Here is a 23,012-nt window from a genome sequence, read left to right on the forward strand (position 1 = left end):
TGTCGATGCGGCGCGACGCGCATCGTCGAAGCGGCGCGGCGCGAATTCGCGCCCGGTGCTACGATCGAGCTTTGCCTTCAGGAGCCGCCATGAACGCGCTCGGCATCGTCTCCGAATCGAGCAGCCGGACCTCGGCGCGCAAACCGCCGTTCCTCCCGTCGTTCGGCTTCCACGAAGTGCATGAATCGCGGCCGATCGGCGCGCCGCCGGCCCGCATCATCGACGCGGTCGCGTCGCTCGACATGCGCGCCGATCCGGTCATCGATGCACTGATGACGGTGCGCGAATTCCCGGCGGCCGTCGTCGACACGCTTCGCAACGGGCCGGCCCGAAGCGAACGTGCGCGTTTCGGTTTCCACACATTCACGCTGCTTCACCGGGACGACACGTCGCTGTCGCTCGGTCTCGTCGGACGCTTCTGGCGCCCGACGACCGACGTGCGCGCCATCGCCGATGCAACGGCCTTCGTCCGGCACGACGACCCACGCGACGCGAAGCTGGTGCTCCGGTTCGAAGTCGTCGGGCTGGCATCGGGTGCGTACATCCTGCGTACCGAAACCTTCATCCACTGCCCGATCGCACGGACGCGGCGGCTGTTCACGCCGTACTGGCTCGCGATCCGGCTGGGGAGCGGGTGGATCCGGCGCCGCATGCTGGCGGCCGTCGAAACGGCGCTGGCGTAAGTCCACGCATCAAAACGGCTTGATCACGACCAGCCCGACGACGATCCCCGTCGCGACCACGACAGCGCCCGCTGCCTGCCCGAGCCATTGCGCGGGCACGACGACGAGATCGTCGCGCTCCATGCGCCGCAGCGTGCCGGCCAGCATCCCGTGCAGCGCCGACAGCGCGGTAACGACCGCCAGTTTCACCGACAGCCACACAGCGCCGAACCAGTGTCCGTTCAGCGCGATCGCAATCCCCGTGATCCAGACGATCGCGAGAGCGGGCGCCGTCACCGAACGATCCCAGCGCCGCACCTCGCGATGCACCGCGAGGTTGGCGATACGGACGCCGACGGACAGCATCAGCAGCCCGCCGACGAACGTGACGACGGCGACGACATGCGCAGCCTTGAGCAGCAGGTAGATCATTGCGCGTGCCTCCTGCGCGCGATCCATCCGGCGCTCGCCAGCCCCGCGAACGGCACGACGGCCGACAGCACGAGCCGCGCGACGTCGCCCTTGCTCCACAGCCCGCTCGACGCGGTGCCGACGACCGCCCACACGTACATCGCGAAAGCGATGCCGTGAATCGGGCCCATGATCGATACCGCCACCGGATAACCGGCCAGATGCTTGAGCGGCACGGCGATGCACACCAGCACGACGAGCGTGGTCGCCTCCAGCAGCGACAGGTACTGCAGGTTGCGCAACGCATTGCGATCGTCTTGTTTCATCGATGAGCCCCCAAGGTTGGTCAGCCGCAATTATGGCGTGTGGTACCGGCCCGATCCATTGGCTAGAATGCCATCTTTAAACGGATTCTGGCCACGACCTCGAACGCCATGCATACGGTCGCCGTCCTCGCTTTGCCCGATGTCGTCCCGTTCGATCTGGGCGTCGCATGCGACACGTTCGCGCGCGTGCGTTCGCCCGGCGTCGAGCATGCGTACCGCGTGCGCGTGTGCAGCGAGCATGCGCGCGTCGCCGGCGACCTGTTCGAACTGCGGCCCGCGTTTCGTCTCGATGCGCTCGCCGACGCCGACACGATCGTCGTCCCCGGCACGTCCGTGCCGCTTGCGCCGACGTCGCGCCGCGTGATCGCGGCCCTGCGCGCGGCGGCCGCGCGCGGTTGCCGGATCGCGTCGATCTGCAGCGGCGCGTTCGTGCTCGCGGAAGCCGGGCTGCTCGACGGCCTGCGCGCGACGACGCACTGGCTGGCGGCCGGCGAACTCGCGCGCCGCTACCCGAACGTGACGGTCGACCCGAACGTGCTGTTCATCGACAACGGGCAGATCCTGACGTCGGCCGGCGCAACGGCCGGCCTCGATCTGTGCCTGCACATGATCCAGGCCGACTACGGCGCGGCGGTCGCCGTCGACGCCGCACGCTACGCCGTGGCGCCGCGCGTCCGCGAAGGCGGGCAGGCGCAGTTCATCGCGCCGGAATGGCCGACGGGCACCGACGGGCTGCAAAGCCTGATGGACTGGCTGCAGGCCAACCTGCACAAGCCGCTCACGCTCGACGCGATGGCCCGCAAGGCGTCGACGAGCGTGCGCACGCTGACGCGGCGCTTTCAGGAGCAGACGGGCACGTCGCCGCGGCAATGGCTGCAGACCGCGCGCGTCAGGCATGCGCAGCAGTTGCTGGAAGTCACGGAGCTGTCGATCGAACATGTGGCAACGGAGGCCGGGTTCGGTTCGGTGACCGCGTTTCGCGAGCGGTTCGCGCGCATCGTCGGCACGTCGCCGCAGCGGTATCGTCACGCGTTCCGCGCGCGGTCCGGCGCATGATGCTCGCGCTGCGCATCGGCGCCCGATGCGTCGACCCGACGACGTGAACCCACGCGCACAACCGTCAGGATCGCTACCGGAAGCCGCCGCCCCCGCCACCTCGCCCGCCCAAGCCCCCTTTCGCGCCAACCGGACCCGACCGATGACCCGCATCCGCAATCCCCTGAACATCGCGCAGCTCCAGGCGTTCGTCTCCGCCGCGCATCTCAAGAGCCTGCGCGCCGCCGCGCGCGAACTCGGCGTCACGCAGCCCGCGATCACGCACACGATCCGCGAACTCGAAACGGCGCTCAACGCGGAACTGCTCGCGCGCAGCGTGCGCGGCGTCGAGCTGACCGCCTGCGGCCATGCGCTGCTGCCGCGCGCCGAGCAGTTGCTCGGCGACATCCGCCGCACGGTCGAGGCCGTCGAGCAGGTAAAAGGCGAGATGTCGGGGCGCGTCGCGGTCGGCACGATGCCGTCGATCGCGCTGACGGCGCTGCCGCACGCGGTGACGGCGTTCCGCCGGTCGATGCCGAACGTCAGCCTGCATCTCGAGGAAGTGACGGTGCCCGACGCGCTCGCGCAGTTGCGCAACGGCACGCTCGACATCGCCGCGATGCACCATGTGCCCGCGCTCGACCGCGATTTCACGCAATCGCCGCTGCTGTCGACCGAATTCACCGTCGTGATGCGCGAAGGCCACCCGCTCGCGCAGGCGCGCCGTTTAGAGGAATTGCTCGACGCCGAGTGGATCGTCACCGTCGGCGCCGAGCAGTTTCCGCACAGCGTGATGGTCGGGATGTTCGAGGCGCGCGGGCTGCCGCTGCCGAAACGCCTGCTGAGATCGCCGATGTCGTTCGCGGTGACGCTCGGGCTCGTCGCGCGCTCGGACGTGATCGGCTGCTTCACGCGCCCGCTCGCCGCGATGGTCGCGCCGCTCGGCATCCGCACGGCCGAACTCGACGAAAGCATGCCGCGCTTCGACCTGTCGATCATCGCGCGGCGCGACATGCTGCCCACGCCCGCCGTTTCGCAATTCGTCACGTGTCTGCAGCGGGCGGTCAACGAAACGCTCGGCTGAATCGTTCCTGTGCCTGAAACGGTCGCGCGCTCCCGCGCGCTGCCGCCGGGCCCGGTATCGGGGCTTGTCCTAGGCGCCCTGCCGGTATTTTGTCTTGATAATCTCCGCACGTCGCGCGCCCGCATCGGGCGGGCGAAACGGACAGTCCGGCGCGAAGCCGTGCCGGACCGAAGGCTTACGGCGCGGCACAACCGCGCACCCATCGAACAAAACGAGGAGTCACCGAGTGAAAAAGATTCTTGCGGCTGTGACCGTTGCCCTGCTTGCCGTATCGGCCGGCAGCGCGTACGCGAAGGACTGGACGACCGTGCGGTTCGGCGTCGACGCAAGCTACCCGCCTTTCGAATCGAAAGGCCCCGACGGCAAGGTGGTCGGCTTCGACGTCGATCTCGGCAACGAAATCTGCCGCCGCATGAACGCGAAGTGCGTGTGGATCGAAAACGACTTCGACGGGATGATTCCGGCGCTGAAGGCGCGCAAGTTCGACGGCGTGCTGTCGTCGATGTCGATGACGCCGGCGCGTCAGGAACAGATCGGCTTCTCGTCGAAGCTGTTCAACACGCCGACGCGCCTCGTCGCGAAGAAGGGCGCCGGCCTGCTGCCGACGGCCGAATCGCTGAAGGGCAAGTCGATCGGCGTCGAACAGGGCACGATCCAGGAAACCTACGCAAAGACCTACTGGGCGGCGAAGGGCGTGAAGGTGGTCCCCTACCAGAACCAGGACCAGGTCTATGCCGACCTGATCGCGGGCCGTCTGGACGGCGCGCTGCAGGACGCGGTGCAGGCCGAGATCGGCTTCCTGAAGACGCCGCGCGGCGCGGGCTTCGATTTCGCCGGCAAGGATATCGACGATCCGAAGACGCTCGGCAACGGCGCCGGCATCGGCCTGCGCAAGGAAGACACCGACCTGAAGGCGAAGATCGACAGCGCGATCGCCGGCATGCGCAAGGACGGCACGTACGACAAGATCGCGAAGAAGTACTTCGATTTCGACGTCTACGGCAAGTAATACGGCAAGCAAGCGAGCAATTCGCTTCGACGCAAACGGGCTCCACGGGGAGCCCGTTTTTTTTCCGCGCCAACCCCATGATTCTCAAGGAGAAACAACGCGTTCCGGTACCGGTTTGATGGCGGCGACGCAGGCAACGTACAATCGATCTTCCACGCACACCGGATCATTCGCGGCTGCGCCGCACTCCCCTCATCATGCAAACGCAGACCCATCCGCTGATTTCCCCCGCCGTCGGCACCGAACGCCAGATCACGAGCTTCCACTACGGCCCGCGCGGCGGCAAGAAAGTCTATATCCAGTCGTCGCTGCACGCGGACGAACTGCCCGGCATGCTGGTCGCCGCGCTGCTGCGCCGCAAGATCGCCGCGCTCGAGACGGCCGGCAAGCTGCGCGGCGAAGTCGTCATCGTGCCCGTGCCGAACCCGATCGGCCTGTCGCAACACGTGTTCGGCGATCACCTCGGCCGCTTCGAGCTCGGCTCGATGCAGAACTTCAACCGCAATTTCTACGATCTCGCGGCGCTCGTGCTGCCGCGCGTCGAAAGCCGGCTCACGAAAGACGCGCAGCACAACCTCGTCGCCGTGCGCGCCGCGATGCGCGAAGCGCTCGACGAGCAGAAGCCGCGCACCGAGCTCGACTCGCAGCGCCTCGCGCTGCAGAAGCTGTCGTTCGACGCCGATATCGTGCTCGACCTGCACTGCGACAGCGATGCGGTGATGCACCTCTATACGAATCCCGATCTGTGGCCGGACGTCGAGCCGCTGTCGCGCTATCTCGACGCGCAGGCGTCGCTGCTCGCGCTGAATTCGGTCGGCAACCCGTTCGACGAGATCCACAGCTTCTGCTGGTCGGATCTGCGCAGCCGCTTCGGCGATCGCTTCCCGATCCCGAACGGCGCGATTTCCGTCACGGTGGAACTGCGCAGCGAACGCGACGTGTCGTACGAGTTCGCCGAAAAGGATTCTCAGGCGATCGTCGAATACCTGACCGAGCGCGGCGTCGTCGACGGCACGCCGGCGCCGCTGCCGCCGCTCGCGCATCCGGCCACGCCGCTCGCGGGCACCGATCCGCTCGTCGCGCCGGTATCGGGCGTGATCGTGTTCCGCACGCCGGTCGGCGCGATGATCGAGGCCGGCCAGGAAGTGGCCGACATCGTCGATCCGCTGACCGATCGCGTCGTCACGCTGAAGAGCAGCGTGTCGGGCGTGTTGTACGCGCGCCAGATCGTGCGCTTCGCGACGGCCGGCATGGAAGTCGCGCGAATCGCCGGCGCGACCGCGATCCGCACGGGTTCGCTGCTGTCGGCCTGAGATCGGCCCGCGCGCCGGGTAACGGCGCGCATCGACGCGCTCCAACATGCACCAATGAAATCGCCCGCTTGCGCGGGCGATTTGCTGTCCGACAGGCCCGGCGATCCGGCCGGGCGGCAGCACGCGTGGACGCTCAGAACGCCGGCACGATCGCGCCGCTGAACTTCCGGTCGATGAACTTGCGCACGTCGTCCGATTCATAAGCCGCGACGAGCTTCTTCACCCACGGCTTGTCCTTGTCCTGCGTGCGCACCGCGATCAGGTTCGCGTACGGCCCGCGCAGATCCTCGATCGCGATCGCATCCTTCACCGGCGTGAGCCCCGCCTTCACCGCGTAGTCGGTGTTGATCGACGCGGCATCGACATCGGGCAGCGCGCGCGGCAACTGCGCGGCGTCGAGCTCGACGATCCTGATCTTCTTCGGATTCTCGGCGACGTCGAGCGGCGTCGCGTTCACGCCGTTCGTGCCGGCGCCCGGCTTCAGCTTGATCACCCCGTATTTCTGCAGCAGCAGGAGCGCGCGGTTGCCGTTCGACGGATCGTTCTGGATCCCGACCTTCGCACCGACCGGCAAGTCCTTCAGCGACTTGATCTTCTTCGAATAGAAACCCATCGGCGCCGTGTAGGTGAGCCCGACGTTGACGATCCTGTAGCCGCGCTGCTTGATCTGGCTGTCGAGGAACGGCTGGTGCTGGAAGCCATTCGCGTCGAGGTCGCCCGAATCGAGCGCCGCGTTCGGCTGCACGTAGTCGTTGAATTCGATGACCTTGATCGCAAGCCCTTCGCGCGCGGCCACTTTCGTCACTTCGGTCCAGATCTGCGCGTCGGGGCCGCTCATCGTGCCGATCTTCAGCGTTTGCGGGTCGGCGTGCGCGCCGGGCGCCGCGAATGCCAGCGCCGCGGCGAGTGCGCCGAGGCCGGTCAGGATCGAACGTCGCATGGTGTCCTCTTGTCCCGTGTCGTTGTTGGAGCACGGATCGTGGCACGGGGCCCTAACACCGCCAACCAAGCTTATTTCATGTGCATATTCCCGCTTCGGATCGAATCTCAGCCGAAATCGGTATAACTCCCTGCTATACAACCGGGCAGAATCCAGTGTCGCATCGGCACCACACATTCTTCATATGACAGTCGCTGTCATATTCATTACGTGGCCCGCCGATAAAGTTGCCGCCGGTCCGTGAAAGCGCCCACAGAGAGCGCCGGAACCGCAACTGGACACGCCATTTATTCGCTCGGAGAATCCTTTGAACAAGAAACTGTTGACCATCGCCGCCCTCGCAGCAACGGCCGGCACGGCACACGCGCAAAGCAGCGTGACCCTGTACGGCGTCATCGATGCCGGTATCAGCTACGTGAACCACAGCAAGACCGCAAACGGCGGCTCGGGCAAGCTGTTCAAGTACGACGACGGCGTTGCCCAGGGCAGCCGTTGGGGCCTGCGCGGCACCGAAGACCTCGGTGGCGGCCTGAAGGCGATCTTCGTGCTCGAAAACGGCTTCAACAGCGGCAACGGCACGATCGGCCAGGGCGGCGCGATCTTCGGCCGCCAGGCTTACGTCGGCCTGAGCCAGTCGCAATACGGCACGGTCACGTTCGGCCGCCAGTACTCGTTCTCGACCGACGTCCTCGGCTCGAACTACTCGACGGGCGGCAACACGGTTGCAGGTAACTACGCGTACCACGTGAACGACGTCGACCAGCTCACGTCCAGCCGCATCAACAACTCGGTGAAGTTCCAGAGCGCGAACTACGCCGGCTTCACGTTCGGCGCGTTGTACGGCTTCTCGAACTCGACCGACTTCGCCGGCGCACCGGCCACGACGTCGGGCACGACGACGACGGCAGGCTCGTCGCGCGCATACAGCTTCGGCCTGAACTACGCGAACGGCCCGTTCGCCATCGGCGCCGCGTACACGGACATCCGCTTCCCGAGCCAGTCGACGCCGGCGTTCTCGACGACGATCGCGAACATCAGCACGGGCAACATCCGCGACCTGCGCACGTACGGCGTCGGCGGCCGCTACATCTTCGGCCCGGCGACCGCATGGCTGCTGTGGACGCGCACGCAGTTCACCCCGCTCGCGAGCGGCGCATCGGGCACGTTCTACAACGCATACGAAGCAGGCCTGAAGTACGCGATCACGCCGGCCCTGTCGGCAGCCGCCGGCTACACGTACACGAACGCAACGCAAAGCGGCAGCTCGGCGCACTGGAACCAGGGCAACCTGGCGCTCGACTACGCGCTCAGCAAGCGTACGGACGTGTACGGCCTCGTCGTCTACCAGAAGGCGTCGGGCAACAACGTGCAGGCGCAGATCGGTTCGAGCACGAGCTACTTCAACACGTCGGGCAACGGCTCGTCGAACCAGCTCGCCGCTCGCGTCGGCATCCGTCACAAGTTCTAAAGCATCCGCTTAACTCGCGGATCACGACGGCAAGAAGCGCCCCGCTCCACGCGGGGCGCTTTTTTATCTGCTTTTAAGTTTCGCTTAATTCTGGGCTGAGAGGATGCTCTCACCCCCCCTGTTGGCCGCCTGAGCATCGGCGGCTTTTTTTTTAATGCCGACGGCGCCGCCATCGATTGCCCACAAGACAGGATCGGAGGCCATGATGATCGAAGATACCGTTTTCAGCCATCTGCACGCGATTCTGACGTGCCAACACTCGCTGCCGGTCCAGAGTTGCCGCGTATCGGTAGAAATGCAGCGCCCGTGGGGCCGCCCGTACCGGCTCGTCGAATGGACGATGCATCTCGACGCGCCCGCGCGGCGCCAGATCGTGCCGGCCGAATCGACCGACGAAGAGATCGCCGAGGTCGTCGCGTCGCACGTGCCGGGCCGGCTTTACGGCGACGGCCGGCTGCAGTTCTGAACGCCTTCCTGTTCCACCCGTTTCCCGTATTTCGGCCGTCCCGCACGCATCGTGCGGCAGTCGGTCTCGTTTGACGCGGCAACGAAACCTGCTACGCTGCGCGTTTTCGTCCACGCAACACACGATGGAAAACGCATTCAACGAACGCGGCGTCATGATCACGCGCAACGGCCTGTCGGCCGCCGGGCAAGTATTCGCACTGCGTGACATCCGCCACGTCGACGTCGTCAAGATTCCGAAGAACCGCATCGTTCCGTCGCTGATCTCGCTGATCGGCGCGGCTGCCGCCATCGCAGGCGGCTTCGGCGCATCGAGCGCCGCACTCGTCGTCGGCGTGATGCTCGCCGTCGTCGGTTATCTCGCCTGGACCACGCAGGACGTCACGTATCGCCTGATGGTCGAGATGCCCGACGGCAAGCGCGAAGCGCTGTCGAGCGTCGACGCCGAATTCGTCGAACGCGTCGCGCAGGTCGTGCGCGATGCGCAGGCCGCGACGGCTGCAGGCTGATTCCGCTTCACATCGCTGCACGCTCCGGTTCGCGGTCTGCTGGTGTGCGCGGCACGTTTCGGCTCGTGCGGTGCATGGCTGCATCGGGCCGAAGCGTCCTTATCGAATCGCGTTCCCGCCGCATCCTCGCAAGCCCCGCGCCTGCGCTGCGTACGCCGACCGCCTAGTATGGAAAGAGCGGCCCGCCGCCGCATCGTCCGAGGAGGTCGGCATGAACGTTCAATTGCTGTCCGGCATGCTTCGCGCGCAGGAACTGCTGCTCGTGTCGATGATCCGCGCGCTTCCCCTTGACGAACGCCGCGCGCTCGTCGATCTCTACACCGAACAGATCGCGTTCGCCGAACAGGCGGGCCTCGAAAGCCACAGCGATCGCGCAACGCACGATGCGTTCATCGCGCATGCGCGCAACCTGCTGATCCGCATCGAAGCGTTGGCTTAGGGCCGGCGCGCCGGCACGTCTCCCGACTTTCCGCCCGCGGCTCGCTCGAGCCGCGCAGGTAAGCGCTCACCCGCACGGGCCGCTTTCCTTTCTTGTATTGAGAATAATTCTCATTTACACTGGTAAAATTATCAGTTTCCTTTCAATTCACCGTTCGCCGCATCCCGCGCGCGGACGGGCCAGCCAGGTGAACGCGTCACCCAGCCAGCCTTCGGGCTTGTTTTCGTCTATGGGAGACCACCTGTGCATTGCTATCCGCTGGCGCGGCGGCCGATCTGCGTCGCGCTGTTCGGCGCGTTCGGCCTGTCCGCCGCCCCGGCTCACGCCGACTCGTCGCCGCAAGGCGCCACCCCGCCTCCTGCCGTCCTCGTCGCCGCGTCCACGCACGGCGATGCAGCGCTGCTCGACCCCGTCACCGTCACGGCCACCCGCACCGCCACCGCCGCGAGCCGCACCGCGGCGTCGGTGTCGGTGATCACCGACGAAGATCTCGAGGAGCAGCAGGCCACCAACATCAAGGACGCGCTGCGCTACGAGCCGGGCATCACGGTGCGCCGCACCGCTTACCGGCCCGGCAGCGCCGCGCTCGGCGGCGGCCGCGACGGCGATTCGAGCATCAACATCCGCGGCCTCGAAGGCAATCGCGTGCTGCTGATGGAAGACGGCATCCGCCTGCCGAACGCGTTCTCGTTCGGGCCGCTCGAAGCGGGGCGCGGCGACTACGCCGATCTCGACACGCTCAAGCGCATCGAGATCCTGCGCGGGCCGGCCTCCGCGCTCTACGGCAGCGACGGCCTGACCGGCGCCGTGAACTTCATCACGAAGGATCCGCGCGACCTGCTGTCGATCTACCACAAGCCCTATTACTTCTCGTTCCGGCCGAGCTACGACTCGGCCGATCGCAGCATCGGCGCGACCGTGTCGGCCGCGGGCGGCAACGACCGCGTGCAGGGAATGATCATCGCCGACGGCCGGCGCGGCCACGAGGTCGACACGCGCGGCGGCAACAACTCGGCGAGCACGCTGCGCACGACGTCGAACCCGCAGGACGTCTATTCCGAATCGCTGCTCGGCAAGCTCGTGCTGACGCCCACCGCGCGCGACACGATCAAGTTCACCGCGGAAACCGTGCAGCGGCGCGTGCGCACCGACGTGCTGTCCGCGATCAATCCGCCGACCACGCCCGGTCTCACGACGAACGACCGGCTCGAGCGCAACCGCTTCAGCGTCGACTACGACTTCCGCGACGACGCGTTCCGCTGGTTCCAGACCGCGCACGTGCAGTTCTACTACCAGGACGCGAAGCAGGACCAGTACGCGTTCGAGACGCGCAGCGCGCCGCTGCGTTCGCGCTCGCGCGACAACCAGTACAAGGAACGCACGTTCGGCGGCTCCGCGTTTGCCGAAAGCGGCTTCGCGACGGGCCCGCTCGTGCATAAGCTGCTGTACGGCGTCGACGGCAGCCTGTCGCGCGTGACGAACATGCGCGACGGCACGGTGCCGGGCGTCGGCGAAGCGTTCCCGAACAAGGCGTTCCCCGACACCGACTACACGCTGTTCGGCGCGTTCGTGCAGGACCAGATCGGCTACGGCCGCCTGCTCGTCACGCCGGGCCTGCGCTTCGACACGTACCGGCTGAGCCCGACCGGAAACGATCCGCTGTTCACCGGCAAGGCCGTGTCGACGAGCGCGAACGAACTGTCGCCGCGCGTCGCCGTGCTCTACGAGATCACGCCCGCAGTCATTCCGTACGTGCAGTACGCGCACGGCTTCCGCGCGCCGACACCCGACCAGGTCAACAGCAGCTTCTCGAACCCGGTGTACGGCTACACGTCGATCGGCAACCCGAACCTGAAGCCCGAGACGAGCGACACGTTCGAAGCGGGCCTGCGCGGCAAGGCCGGCACCGGCTACGGCGTCGTGCGCTACAGCGCGGCCGCGTTCACGGGCCGCTACCGCAACTTCATCTCGCGCACGACGATCGCCGGCAGCGGCCGGCCGACCGACCCGTCCGTATTCCAGTACGTGAACTTCGCCGACGCGCGCATCCACGGCCTCGAAGGCCGCGCCGAATGGGCGATGCCGAACGGCATCACGCTGAAGACGGCGATGGCGTTCACGAAGGGCTCGACGCAAAACGACGGCGCGGCCAGCCAGCCGCTCAACACGGTCAACCCGTTCTCTGCCGTGTTCGGCGTGCGCTACGAGCCGGGCGAGCGCTGGTTCGTGCAGACCGACCTGCTGTTCCAGGCCGCCAAGCGCGACAAGGACGTCGACAAGTCCGACTGTTCGAACAAGGCGTGCTTCACGCCGCCGTCGTCGTTCGTCGTAGACCTGCGCGGCGGCTACCGCTTCAACAAGCACGTGAGCGCGACGATCGGCATCCGCAACCTGTTCGACCGCAAATACTGGAACTGGTCGGACGTACGCGGCATCGCGGCCGATTCGCAGGTGCTCGATGCGTATACGTCGCCCGGACGCACGGTCGCCGTCAGCATGAAAGTGGATTTCTGATGCGCGACGCCCGCGCTGCCACCCCAACCGTTACTTGAAGGAGTCCGACATGATGCAATCCGCCCTTCCCGGTCAACCGGCCAGCCCGGCCCGCGCGGCCGCCGCACTGCGCGACGCGTTCATCAAGCTCAAGACCGAGCGCCAGCTGCGCAACCGCGACGTCGCGCAGGCGCTCGGCGTCAGCGAAGGCGAGGCGCTCGCCGCGTTCGTCGGCGAGCACGTCGTACGGCTCGACGCGCGCTTTCCGGCGATGTTCGAGGAAATGCCGCGCCTCGGCCGTGTGATGGCGCTCACGCGCAACGACACGGCCGTCCACGAAAAGGACGGCGAATATGCGCAGATGAGCCATGACGGCCCCGTCGGCCTCGCGCTCGGCGACATCGACCTACGGATCTTCTATCGCCACTGGGTATCGGCGTTCGCGGTGCGCGACGAGACCGCGCACGGCCCGCTGAAGAGCCTGCAGTTCTTCGACGCGCAGGGCCGTGCGATCCACAAGGTCTACCTGCGCGCGCACAGCGACCACGCCGCGTACGACGCATTCGTCGAACGCTGGCGCGCACCGTTGCAGGAGCCGGGCCTCGACGTCGCGCCCGCCGCGCCGAAGACGCCCGAGCGCGCCGACACCGAGATCGACGTCGCGGGATTCCGCGCCGCGTGGGATGCGATGACCGATACGCACCAGTTCTTCGGCATCACGCAGCGCTTCGGCGTGAGCCGCATGCAGGCGCTGCGCCTCGCCGATCCGCAATACGCATATCCGGCCGAAACCGCGCATGCGCTGCGTCACGTGCTCGAGCGGGCCGCGCAAAGCGGCCAGCCGATCATGGTGTTCGTCGGCAATGCGGGGATGATCCAGATCCATACGGGCCCCGTCGCGAACGTGCGCGAAGTCGGCGCGTGGATCAACGTGCTCGATCCGGGCTTCAACCTGCACGTGCGCGAAGACCTGATCGCCGCCGCATGGGTCGTGAAGAAGCCGACGAGCGACGGCATCGTCACGTCGCTCGAACTGTTCGACCGCCAAGGCGACCACGTCGCGCTGCTGTTCGGCGAGCGCAAGCCCGGCAAGGTCGAGCGCGACGACTGGCGCGCGCTCGTCGCGACGCTGCCGCCGGCCGCACACGGAGGCGCGCGGTGAGCGCGCGATCGTTCGATCCGCGGCGCCGCACGGTGCTGGCGGGCGCGGCTGCCGGCGCGCTCGCCAGCGCGCTGCCGGGCCGCGCGCTCGCACAAGCTGCGCAGGCCGCGCCGAAACGCGTGGTCGTGATCGGCGGCGCGCTCGCGGAAGCCGCGTTCGCGCTCGGCGGCGCCGAGGCGCCGCGCTACCGGCTCGTCGGCGCCGACACGACCTGCACCTACCCCGACGCCGCGAAGCGCCTGCCGAAGGTCGGCTACCAGCGCGCGCTGTCGGCCGAGGGGCTGCTGTCGCTGCGGCCCGATCTCGTGCTCGCGTCGGCCGAAGCCGGCCCGCCCACCGCGATCGCTCAGGTGAAAAGCGCCGGCGTCGCGGTGACGACGTTCGACGAACGCCACGACGTCGAGTCGGTACGCGCAAAGATCATCGGCGTCGCGCAGGCGCTCGACGTGCGCGATGCGGGCGCCGCGCTGTTGCAGCGCTTCGATCGCGACTGGCAGACCGCGCGCGACGCGGTCGCCGCGCGCGCACCCGGCGGCGCGCAGCCGCCGCGCGTGCTGTTCGTGCTGAACCATACCGGCAACCAGGCGCTCGTCGCCGGCCAGCGCACGGCCGCCGACGCGATGATCCGCTACGCGGGCGCGCGCAACGCGATGCAGGGCTTCGATCACTACAAGCCGCTGACGACCGAGGCGCTCGCGGCCGCCGCGCCCGACGTCGTGCTGATCTCCGACGAAGGGCTCGCGGCCGTCGGCGGCCGCGCCGCGCTGCTCGCCACGCCCGGCTTCGGCGCGACACCGGCCGGCCGCGCGCAACGCGTCGTGTCGCTCGATGCGCTGTTCCTGCTCGGGTTCGGCCCGCGCCTGCCGCTCGCCGTCACGACCCTGCACCGACGCCTGTCTGATGCGCTCGCCTGATTCCGGACTGCCCCGATGCCCGCTCACGCCTCGCCTTTCCCCGCACCGTCGCCCGCGTCGCGCTCCGGCGCCGCGCGCGTCGGCACGTCGCGCCGTTTCGCGCCGTTCGCGCTGGCCGCGCTTGCGTGCCTCGTGTGCGCAATGTCCGTCGTCGCGCTGTGCGTCGGCGCGTACCGCATTCCGCTCGCGGAGGCATGGGCCGCGCTGACCGGCGATGCGGCCGCGCGGCAGGCACGCGCGGTGCTGCTCGACATCCGTGCGCCGCGTGTCGCGCTCGCGCTGCTGGTCGGCGGCGGCTTCGGCGCGACCGGCGCCGCGATGCAGGCACTGTTCCGCAATCCGCTCGCGGATCCGGGGCTCGTCGGCGTGTCGAGCGGCGCCGCACTCGGCGCGACGACGATGATCGTGCTCGGCCCCGCTCTCTTTGCCGCGCACGTGAGCGCGGCCGCATTGCCCGTCGCGGCCTTCACGGGCGCGCTCGCGGTCGCGGCGCTCGTCTACCGGCTCGCCGCATCGCGCGGCCGGCTCGCGCTGCCGCTGCTGCTGCACGCCGGCATCGCGATCAACGCGCTGGTCGGCGCGGCGATCGGGCTGCTCACGTTCGTCGCCGACGACGCGCAGCTGCGCTCGCTGACCTTCTGGAGCCTCGGCAGCCTCGGCGGCGCGCAATGGTCCGCGCTGGCGGCTGTCGCGCCGTGCGTCGCGATCGGCTGCGTGCTGCTCGCACGTGAACGCGACGCATTGAACGCGCTGCAGCTCGGCGAAACCGAGGCGCTGCATCTCGGCGTGCCGGTGCAGCGGCTGAAGCGGCGCGTGCTCGTCGCGGTCGCGCTCGCGGTCGGCGCCCTCGTGTCGTGCGCGGGCATCATCGGCTTCATCGGGCTCGTCGCGCCGCATTGCGTGCGGCTCGCGTGCGGCCCCGACCAGCGCGTCGTGCTGCCCGGCGCCGCGCTGCTCGGCGCGTTGCTGACGCTCGCCGCCGATCTCGCCGCGCGCACGGTCGCCGCGCCCGCCGAAATCCCGCTCGGCGTGCTGACCGCGCTGCTCGGCGCGCCGTTCTTCCTCGCGCTGCTGTGGAAAAGCCGCGGCGCGCTCGGCTAGGGCCCGTTCCCGCTAATAGCGAAAACAGGCCCTTAACCCTTACGTCACGACGACCATGCTGACCGCCCACCATCTCGACGTCACCCGCCGACACACCGCCATCCTTCGCGACCTGTCGCTGTCGATCGAGCCCGGCCGCGTGACCGCGCTGCTCGGCCGCAACGGCGCGGGCAAGAGCACGCTGCTGAAGACCTTCGCCGGCGAACTGACCGGCAGCGTCGCGCCGAACGGCGTGCGCGTGACGGGCAACGTTACGCTGAACGGCGAACCGCTCGCGCGCATCGACGCGCCAAGGCTCGCGTGCCTGCGCGCGGTGCTGCCGCAGGCCTCGCAGCCGGCCTTCCCGTTCAGCGTCGACGAAATCGTGCTGCTCGGCCGTTATCCGCATGCGCGGCGCAGCGGTGCGACGTCGCACCGCGATCGCGACATCGCGTGGCGCGCGCTCGAACGCGCGGGTGCCGAAGCGCTCGTCGGTCGCGATGTCACGACGCTGTCGGGCGGCGAGCTCGCACGCGTGCAGTTCGCGCGCGTGCTCGCGCAGCTATGGCCGGACGAAGACGGTGCGGCAAGCTGCCCGCGCTACCTGCTGCTCGACGAGCCGACCGCCGCGCTCGATCTCGCGCATCAGCACCGCTTGCTCGATACCGTGCGCGCGGTCGCGCGCGAATGGCAGCTCGGCGTGCTCGCGATCGTGCACGACCCGAACCTCGCCGCGCGACACGCGGATATGATCGCGATGCTCGCCGACGGCACGATCGTCGCGCACGGCGCGCCGCGCGACATGATGACGCCCGCGCATATCGCGCTGTGCTACGGATTCGCGGTGAAGATGGTGGAAACCGGTGACGGTACGCCGCCGGTGATGGTGCCTGCGTAGCGTAGGCAAATACTCCACGGTCGTTGCGTCGCTCTATGTCCTACGCTGCCGTCAACTGCGACTTTCACCCAATATCATTCGCGCATCCCTTTCGAGGAGCCTCTCGTGCCGCTTCCGATGACCCGCATCATCCTGTACGTCCGCGACGTCGCGTTGCTGAAGGCGTTCTACCAACGGCATTTCGATCTGCCCGTCATCGAGGAAATCGACGGTGCATGGGTCGTGCTCGATGCGGGCGCGATCGAACTGGTGCTGCATTTGGCAGGCCCGGCGTTTCGCCAGGCAGCCTTGTCCGCGCATGCGAATGCCGATGCAAGCACCATGAAGCTCGTCTTCTCGATCGATGCCGATATCGCCGCGCATCGCGACCGGCTCGCCCGCGATGGCATGACAGTGCGCGATCTCAAGCGCTACGACGGCTTCGCGTACCGGATGTATAACGGCCTCGATCCGGAAGGCAACGTCTTCCAGGTGATGCAGCCGGACTGAATTTCGGCGCGCGGGCCGTGCTCAATGCCCGACGTCCGCCGCGCCGAAGGTCCGCATCTTCCACCCGAGCCGCACCGCAAGCATCCGCATCGCGAAACCGACCGCCAGCGCGACCACCGTCGCGAAACCCGCATCGATGCCGAGATGCTGGATCCCGACATACAGCGTGCCCGTGACGAACGCGACGCTCGCGTACAGTTCCTCGCGCAGGATCAGCGGCATCTCGTTGCACAGCAGGTCGCGCAGCATCCCGCCGCACACGCCCGTGATCGCGCCGGCCAGCACGACGATGATCGGCGCCGTGCCGGCCGATGCGCCGATGTCGCAGCCGATGATCGTGAACGCCGCGAGGCCGATCGCGTCGACGGTGACGAACAGTGTCTTCATCCGCGCGACATGCCGTGCGACCCACGACGCGACGGTCGCCGCGACGAGCGTGATCACGAGGTATTCGGGATGCGCAATCCAGCCGAGCGGATAGTGGCCGAGCAGCACGTCGCGCACGGTGCCGCCGCCGAGCGCCGTCACCGCGCCGACGAGCGCGAGCCCGAAGCGGTCCATCCCGCGCCGCATGCCCATCAGCGCCCCCGACATCGCTTCCGCGACGATCGCAATCAGATAGAGCGTATGCATCGCGCGCGTCAGTCGTCGGTCCGGAACAGGTCGAGCACGCGTTCGCGCTCGGCCGCATCGACCGCGCCGGGCATCGGCTCGTCGGGCTTGCCGCTGTCGGCAGGCGCGTCCGACGCGTCCTGCACCGCCGCACCGCCGCATGCGAAGCGGCTGCGGATATACGACGGCACGTCGGCCGTGCACGAGCCGCGCGTGTATTCGGCGTAGACGAAGTCGCCGTCGACGAGCGCGACGTCCTGCGGCGGCGAAGCATCGACCGGCGTACGCCCGTCGACGGCCGTCTTCATGTAGTCGAGCCAGACCGGCAGGGCCAGCGTCGCGCCGGTCGCGCGCCCCATCGGGCGCGGCGTGTCGTAGCCGAGCCATGCGACCGCGACGATGCCCGACGAATAGCCGGCGAACCACACGTCCTTCGCCCCGTTCGACGTGCCCGTCTTGCCGGCCGCGTCGTCGCGGCGCAGCGCCAGCGCGCCGCGCGCGGTGCCGGCCCGCACGACGTCGCGCAGCATGCTGTCCATCACGAACGCGTTGCGTGCCGACACGACGCGTTCGCCTGCCGGTGCGGTCGCCTCGTACATCGCGCCGCCGTGACGCTGTTTCACCGACAGGATCAGGCGCGGTTCCATCCGCGTCCCGCCGTTCGCGAACACGCCGTATGCGCTCGCGAGCTCGAGCGGCGTCACCGCGCCCGCGCCGAGCGCGAGCGGCAGCGACGCCGGATTGCGCTGCGCGTCGAAACCGAAATGCACCGCGTGCTGCTGTACGTAACGTGCATCGGTAGCCTGCATCAGGCTGACCGCGACCAGGTTCTTCGAGCGCACGAGCCCGCGCCGCACCGGGATGAAGCCCTCGTAGCGATTGCCGAAATTGCGCGGACGCCACGGCCGCGCGCCGGTTTCGGCATGCGTGAGCGTGCGCTGAGTATCGTCGACGAGCACGCCGGGGAAGTAGCCCTTCTCCAGCGCCGCCGAATAGACGAACGGCTTGAAGCTCGAGCCCGGCTGGCGATACGCCTGCAGCGCATGATCGAACACGTTGCGATTGAAATCCGCGCCGCCGACGAGCGCGAGCATGTCGCCGGTGGCCGCATCGAGCGACACGAGCGCGCCTTCGAGCCCGTTGCGCGCATCGCGCTTCGCGCGCGCCTGGCGGCTCAACGTGCGGTCGAGCGCGGCTTCGGCCGCGCGCTGGTCGCGCATCGAGACCGTCGTCGTCACGTCGAGGCCGAGCGTATAGGCATCGTCGTGAAAACGCTCGACCATCATGCGGCGCGCGCGCTCCGCGACATACGGCGCGGCGACGATCCCGGGCGGCGGCGTGGTCGCCAGCGCGATCGGCGCGTCGACGGCCGCGCGGTACGTCGCGTCGTCGAGCTGGCCGAGCGCGTGCATCCGGCCGAGCACATAGTTGCGCCGCGCCGTTGCGCGCGCCGGATTGACGACCGGGTTGAACGCGGACGGCGCCTTCGGCAGCCCCGCGAGCACGGCCGCTTCGCCCGCACTCAGCGCGTCGAGCGGCTTGCCGAAATACACGTTCGCGGCCGCCGCGAAACCGTACGCGCGCTCGCCCAGATAGATCTCGTTCATGTACAGCTCGAGCAGCTTGTCCTTGCTGTATTCGCGTTCGAGTTTGGCCGCCATCAGGATCTCGGCGAGCTTGCGGCTCAGCACCTTGTCGCGCGTCAGGTAGAAGCTGCGCGCGACCTGCATCGTGATCGTGCTGCCGCCCTGCCCAGGCTGCCCCGTCACGACGTTCGCGAACGTCGCCCGCGCGAGGCCGCCGACATCGACCGCGCCGTGCTGGTAGAACTTCGCGTCCTCGGCCGCGAGCAGCGCCTGCCGCATCAGCGGCGGAATGCGCTCGAGCGGCACGAACTCGCGCCGCTCGATGCCGTATTCGGCCAGCAAGTCGCCGTCGCGCGAGAAAATCCGCAGCGGCAGCGCGGGACGATAGACGGCCAGATGCTCGACGGACGGCAACTGCGTCCAGATGCGCTGGATCGTCCATGCGCCGATGCCCGCGCACGCGAGCGTCAGGCCGAGCAGCGCGCCCGCGAGCGTGCGCCATGCGCGTCGGCGGCGCGGCGGCGCGGGTTGCGGCGGAGGGGAAGCGGTGTGGTCGGTCATGTCGGGCTCCTTCTTCGATGCCGCGACGGCCGGTGCGCGACAGGCGCCTGCCGATCGCAGAAGGCGCGCATTGTCGAAGGGATGGCGCGAAACCGGAACATTCTTTAGCCAAAGTTTGGCAGGCTGAATTTTATTTAGGAAAGCGCGCCGGGCCGTTCGCGCAACGCATGCGGGCCTGCGGCGCACCGTCGGACAAACCGCGCGGCATGCGGTCCGGTTCGCCTGTACCATCGCGTGATGTTCGATCGATACATCGGCCTGTGGGGCCTCGTTCCCGACGGCGGCCCGATCCTGACCGCGAGCGGCAGCCTGCTGCCCGTTCTCTGGCACGCGTGGCCCGCGATGCTGAAAGTCGCCACGTGCGACGAAGAGCGTCGCGGCAACGCGCTGATGACCTGGTGGAGCGGGCAAGGCACCGCGCAGGTGTGGCAGCACGACAGCGACGCGATCCTGCTCGAACGCGCGCAGCCGGCGCCGTCTCTGGCCGGCTTTTCGGCTTCGGGTCATGACGACGACGCGATGCGCATCGCGTGCGACGTCGTCGCGCGGCTGCATGCGCATCGTGCGCCGGAGCCGCCTGCGGTCGTGCCGCTGCACGACTGGTTCCATGCGCTGCTGTCGGATGCCACGGCCAACGACGTGCTGCGCCGATCGGCCGCAACGGCGCGCGCGCTGCTGTCGGTACAGTCCGTCGATGAAGTCGTCCTGCACGGCGACATCCATCACGACAACATCCTGCATTTCGGCTCACGCGGCTGGCTCGCGATCGACCCGAAGGGGCTGCGCGGAGAACGCGGCTTCGACTACGCGAACCTGTTCTGCAATCCCGCGCACGACATCGCGACCGACCCGGTGCGCTTCGAGCAGCGCATCGCGTGCGTGGCCGACGCCGCGAAACTCGACCGCCGCCGGCTGCTGCAGTGGATTCTCGCGTGGGCGGGCCTGTCGGCCGTATGGCTGATCGAAGACGGCCTGCTGCCCGATACGCGGCTGCAGGTCGCGACGCTGGCCGCGACCGCTCTCGGCCTGTAGCGAGCACGACGCCGGCCGCACCGTCCATGAAAAAAAGCCCGCCGGCATGCACCGACGGGCTTTCGTATTCGACTGCCGGCGCGGCGCTTAGCGCGCGGGGTTCAGCGTCAGGTTCATGTGACGATTCACATCCTTGTACAGCAGGTAGCGGAAGCGGCCAGGGCCGCCCGAATAGCATGCCTGCGGGCAGAACGCGCGCAGCCACATGAAGTCGCCCGCTTCCACCTCGACCCAGTCCTGGTTCAGGCGATAGACGGCCTTGCCTTCGAGCACGTACAGGCCGTGCTCCATCACGTGCGTTTCAGCGAACGGAATCACGCCGCCCGGCTCGAACGTCACGATGTTCACGTGCATGTCGTGGCGCATGTCGCTCATGTCGACGAAGCGCGTCGTCACCCACGCGCCGTTGGTGCCCGGCATCGGGATCGGCTCGACGTCCTGCTCGTTGGTCACGAAGGCTTCGGGGAGCGGGATGCCGTCGACGGCCTGGTAATGCTTGCGGACCCAGTGGAAGCGCACCGCGGTATCGCTGACGTTGTGCAGCGTCCAGTCCGCGCCCGGCGGAATGAACGCGTAGCCGCCCGGCTTCAGCACGTGCTTCGAGCCCTGCAGCTCCAGCTCGGCTTCGCCTTCGACGACGAACAGCACGGCTTCGGCGTTCTTGTCCTGCTCCGGCTTGTCGCTGCCGCCGCCCGGGTTCACTTCGACGATGTACTGCGAGAAGGTTTCGGCGAAACCCGACAGCGGGCGGGCGATCACCCACAGGCGCGTGTTCGTCCAGAACGGCAGCCAGCTCGTGACGATGTCGCGCATCACCCCCTTCGGGATCACCGCGTACGCCTCGGTGAACATCGCGCGATCGGTCAGCAGATCGGTCTGCGGCGGGTGGCCGCCGTGCGGCGCGTAATACGTTGTCTTAGACATAAGCATCCAGGCAATGGGTTGGTCCGGCCCCGGGCGCAAACGGCATCGGGCGGCACGCATGCGCGTGGGGCGCGCATGCGGCGGCGGGACATCGTTGCCGGGGTGGCTTGAAAGCGCATGCGCCTTCGTTCGGTCGGCCAGGCTTCGCGACGGATCCGTCCGTTCGATCGGACGCGTCGACCGATGCTGGCGGAGCCGGTGGCCGGGCCGCGGCGCTCGCGATGATGCGACGAGGCGAGACGCGGCGGATGGCTCGGTTCGATTCCGTACGCGGGCGCCGTTGACGATAGCGAAGTCGATCGCAATCGACCAATTAAATGTTGCGATGCTATCCATTCGATTTCCCACTACCCGCCGGCGCCCGCGATGCGCGGCGAAGCGGCGTGGCGCGGCGGTCTGCATATCGGGCAAATCCTGACGGTCGGGGTGATGCGAACGGTCGCCCGAACGTTGGCGATACGACGCGTCCGATCGCGGCAACACCGGTTGCACGCGCGGGTCGCGATACATCTGGTTACGCAGATCGTGGATGGTCAATGCGCGCGCGGCCGCGAAGCACTCCGCCCCGGTCGCGAACCATCGTCAGGCTGGAACCGGCAGACTTGTCGAACGGAATCTGAGTAATGGCGTTCGCCGATCTTGCGCTGACGCATTCAGGCGCGGCAGGCTTTGTAGTCGGGAAGCGGGGAAATACGGCGCGGAGAGAAATTGCCGGCCCGTCGGTCGGGTGTATGGCAGCGGCCAATGAAGCCGGAAAGGGTCGCCGGGCTAGCCGGCGATGGTGGCCCGGCAGGCCGCCGGGCCGATTCTCGCGTCGGGTGCCGACGCCGTCGGCGCGACGGTGCGCGGGTCGCGCACCGTGCCGCGCCAGCGGCGATCAGTCCCAGTCGCGGTGGTGATGATGCTTGTGGCGACGATAGCCGCGATCGCCCCGATAACCGCGATCGCCGTAATCGCGTTCGTACGAGCTGCGCGACATGTTGCCGCCGAGCGCCGCGCCCGCGCCGCCGCCGACCGCCGCGCCCAGCAGGCCGCCCGTGCGGCCGCCCATCGCGTTGCCTGCCGCGGTACCTGCGCCGCCGCCGAGTGCGCCGCCGATGATCGCGCCGGTACGCTCGCGACGGTTCGACGTCACCGCGCCACCCGCGCCGCCGCCGATGGCGCCGCCGATTACCGAGCCGGTGCTGCCGCCGACCGCGCCGCCGACCGCTGCGCCGGCAACCCCGCCGAGCGCGCCGCCAAGCGCATTGTTCAAGTCACCGGCCAATGCCGGCAGTGCAGTCGTGCCGGTCAGCGCGGCGACGACGAGAGCGGGGGCGATTTTCTTCCACATTCCCGTATTCTTCCTTGTTCGCAATCTGGTTATCGAAGGTCCGCTCGGTACGACGATCTGAATCGATCGATGTCGGTTCAGGCATTGTGCCGAACCCCGGACCAATTCATTTCATTGAGCTTGCGGCGAAGAATAGCATCGGTCCCACACCCCTGCCGTGGACATTCTGGTAACAAGTTGTTTACGAATAACGGACGTCGAACGCACTCCCCGAAATCGCCTGAAACCCTTTCCGGCATTGACTTCCACGAGGGTCCGGCCCGGTGG

The 23,012-nt window shown here is 68.1% G+C and carries 23 protein-coding genes; 16 read left to right on the top strand and 7 right to left on the bottom strand.

What is annotated here, in order from left to right; all coding sequences use genetic code 11:
* Positions 1-89: 89 nt before the first annotated feature.
* A complete protein-coding gene (locus tag DM992_RS24625; protein ID WP_111019018.1) occupies positions 90-683 on the top strand; it encodes a hypothetical protein in 594 nt (197 codons plus the stop codon).
* 9 nt (positions 684-692) lie between these two features.
* Here the strand turns inward: DM992_RS24625 and DM992_RS24630 are convergent, their stop codons facing one another.
* Positions 693-1,094, bottom strand: coding sequence for a CopD family protein (locus DM992_RS24630; protein WP_111020381.1), 402 nt, complete (start codon positions 1,092-1,094; stop codon positions 693-695).
* Complete coding sequence (locus tag DM992_RS24635; protein ID WP_111019019.1) at positions 1,091-1,399, bottom strand: DUF3817 domain-containing protein; 309 nt, start codon at positions 1,397-1,399, stop codon at positions 1,091-1,093. The genes DM992_RS24630 and DM992_RS24635 overlap by 4 nt, the downstream gene beginning before the upstream one ends.
* 108 nt (positions 1,400-1,507) lie before the next feature.
* Here DM992_RS24635 and DM992_RS24640 point away from each other — a divergent pair, with 108 nt between their 5' ends.
* From DM992_RS24640 to DM992_RS24655, 4 genes are all read left to right on the top strand, one after another.
* The gene (locus DM992_RS24640) at positions 1,508-2,455 is read left to right on the top strand and encodes a helix-turn-helix domain-containing protein (RefSeq protein ID WP_111019020.1); all 948 of its coding nucleotides are present in this window, start codon (positions 1,508-1,510) and stop codon (positions 2,453-2,455) included.
* A gap of 142 nt (positions 2,456-2,597) precedes the next feature.
* Positions 2,598-3,518 carry a LysR substrate-binding domain-containing protein gene (locus DM992_RS24645; protein WP_162631725.1) on the top strand — a complete coding sequence of 307 codons (921 nt, stop codon included), beginning with the start codon at positions 2,598-2,600 and terminating at the stop codon, positions 3,516-3,518.
* A gap of 226 nt (positions 3,519-3,744) precedes the next feature.
* On the top strand, positions 3,745-4,527 hold the full coding sequence (locus tag DM992_RS24650) for an ABC transporter substrate-binding protein (RefSeq protein ID WP_111019021.1): 783 nt from the start codon (positions 3,745-3,747) through the stop codon (positions 4,525-4,527).
* Positions 4,528-4,724: 197 nt separating this feature from the next.
* Complete coding sequence (locus tag DM992_RS24655) at positions 4,725-5,840, top strand: succinylglutamate desuccinylase/aspartoacylase family protein (protein WP_111019022.1); 1,116 nt, start codon at positions 4,725-4,727, stop codon at positions 5,838-5,840.
* Between the two features lie 133 nt (positions 5,841-5,973).
* Here DM992_RS24655 and DM992_RS24660 read toward each other — a convergent pair whose 3' ends face one another.
* Positions 5,974-6,780, bottom strand: a complete 807-nt coding sequence (locus DM992_RS24660) for a MetQ/NlpA family ABC transporter substrate-binding protein (protein WP_111019023.1) — start codon at positions 6,778-6,780, stop codon at positions 5,974-5,976.
* 307 nt (positions 6,781-7,087) lie between these two features.
* Between DM992_RS24660 and DM992_RS24665 the strand changes: the two genes are divergently transcribed.
* From DM992_RS24665 to DM992_RS24710, 10 genes are all read left to right on the top strand, one after another.
* Positions 7,088-8,248, top strand: a complete 1,161-nt coding sequence (locus tag DM992_RS24665; RefSeq protein ID WP_111019024.1) for a porin — start codon at positions 7,088-7,090, stop codon at positions 8,246-8,248.
* Between the two features lie 205 nt (positions 8,249-8,453).
* Positions 8,454-8,714 (top strand): DUF2866 domain-containing protein, encoded by a 261-nt coding sequence (locus tag DM992_RS24670; protein ID WP_011548992.1) that lies wholly within the window; start codon positions 8,454-8,456, stop codon positions 8,712-8,714.
* Positions 8,715-8,838: 124 nt separating this feature from the next.
* The gene (locus DM992_RS24675; RefSeq protein ID WP_111019025.1) at positions 8,839-9,222 is read left to right on the top strand and encodes a DUF6232 family protein; all 384 of its coding nucleotides are present in this window, start codon (positions 8,839-8,841) and stop codon (positions 9,220-9,222) included.
* A gap of 211 nt (positions 9,223-9,433) precedes the next feature.
* Positions 9,434-9,661: a hypothetical protein gene (locus tag DM992_RS24680; RefSeq protein ID WP_034181704.1), complete on the top strand. Its 228-nt coding sequence runs from the start codon at positions 9,434-9,436 to the stop codon at positions 9,659-9,661.
* Between the two features lie 243 nt (positions 9,662-9,904).
* Positions 9,905-12,175: a TonB-dependent hemoglobin/transferrin/lactoferrin family receptor gene (locus DM992_RS24685; RefSeq protein ID WP_111019026.1), complete on the top strand. Its 2,271-nt coding sequence runs from the start codon at positions 9,905-9,907 to the stop codon at positions 12,173-12,175.
* A 49-nt stretch (positions 12,176-12,224) separates the two neighbouring features.
* Positions 12,225-13,316 carry a ChuX/HutX family heme-like substrate-binding protein gene (locus DM992_RS24690; protein ID WP_111020383.1) on the top strand — a complete coding sequence of 364 codons (1,092 nt, stop codon included), beginning with the start codon at positions 12,225-12,227 and terminating at the stop codon, positions 13,314-13,316.
* Positions 13,313-14,230 carry a helical backbone metal receptor gene (locus DM992_RS24695; protein ID WP_111019027.1) on the top strand — a complete coding sequence of 306 codons (918 nt, stop codon included), beginning with the start codon at positions 13,313-13,315 and terminating at the stop codon, positions 14,228-14,230. Before DM992_RS24690 ends, DM992_RS24695 begins: the two co-directional genes overlap by 4 nt.
* A gap of 15 nt (positions 14,231-14,245) precedes the next feature.
* Entirely contained in the window at positions 14,246-15,331 is a 1,086-nt protein-coding gene (locus DM992_RS24700) for an iron ABC transporter permease (protein WP_111019028.1), read from the top strand.
* Positions 15,332-15,386: 55 nt separating this feature from the next.
* The gene (locus DM992_RS24705) at positions 15,387-16,208 is read left to right on the top strand and encodes a heme ABC transporter ATP-binding protein (RefSeq protein WP_111019029.1); all 822 of its coding nucleotides are present in this window, start codon (positions 15,387-15,389) and stop codon (positions 16,206-16,208) included.
* Positions 16,209-16,313: 105 nt separating this feature from the next.
* Positions 16,314-16,697: a VOC family protein gene (locus tag DM992_RS24710; RefSeq protein WP_204356172.1), complete on the top strand. Its 384-nt coding sequence runs from the start codon at positions 16,314-16,316 to the stop codon at positions 16,695-16,697.
* A 21-nt stretch (positions 16,698-16,718) separates the two neighbouring features.
* Here DM992_RS24710 and DM992_RS24715 read toward each other — a convergent pair whose 3' ends face one another.
* Entirely contained in the window at positions 16,719-17,330 is a 612-nt protein-coding gene (locus DM992_RS24715) for a trimeric intracellular cation channel family protein (RefSeq protein WP_111019031.1), read from the bottom strand.
* A gap of 8 nt (positions 17,331-17,338) precedes the next feature.
* Complete coding sequence (locus tag DM992_RS24720; protein WP_111019032.1) at positions 17,339-19,456, bottom strand: PBP1A family penicillin-binding protein; 2,118 nt, start codon at positions 19,454-19,456, stop codon at positions 17,339-17,341.
* Positions 19,457-19,693: 237 nt separating this feature from the next.
* Here DM992_RS24720 and DM992_RS24725 point away from each other — a divergent pair, with 237 nt between their 5' ends.
* Positions 19,694-20,488, top strand: a complete 795-nt coding sequence (locus DM992_RS24725; RefSeq protein WP_111019033.1) for an aminoglycoside phosphotransferase family protein — start codon at positions 19,694-19,696, stop codon at positions 20,486-20,488.
* An 87-nt stretch (positions 20,489-20,575) separates the two neighbouring features.
* Here the strand turns inward: DM992_RS24725 and DM992_RS24730 are convergent, their stop codons facing one another.
* A complete protein-coding gene (locus DM992_RS24730; RefSeq protein WP_111019034.1) occupies positions 20,576-21,412 on the bottom strand; it encodes a bifunctional allantoicase/(S)-ureidoglycine aminohydrolase in 837 nt (278 codons plus the stop codon).
* Positions 21,413-22,289: 877 nt separating this feature from the next.
* Positions 22,290-22,745: a hypothetical protein gene (locus DM992_RS24735; protein ID WP_034181694.1), complete on the bottom strand. Its 456-nt coding sequence runs from the start codon at positions 22,743-22,745 to the stop codon at positions 22,290-22,292.
* Between the last annotated feature and the right edge of the window lie 267 nt (positions 22,746-23,012).

The sequence above is a fragment of the Burkholderia sp. JP2-270 genome, assembly GCF_003233675.1.
Lineage (GTDB): Bacteria > Pseudomonadota > Gammaproteobacteria > Burkholderiales > Burkholderiaceae > Burkholderia > Burkholderia pyrrocinia_C.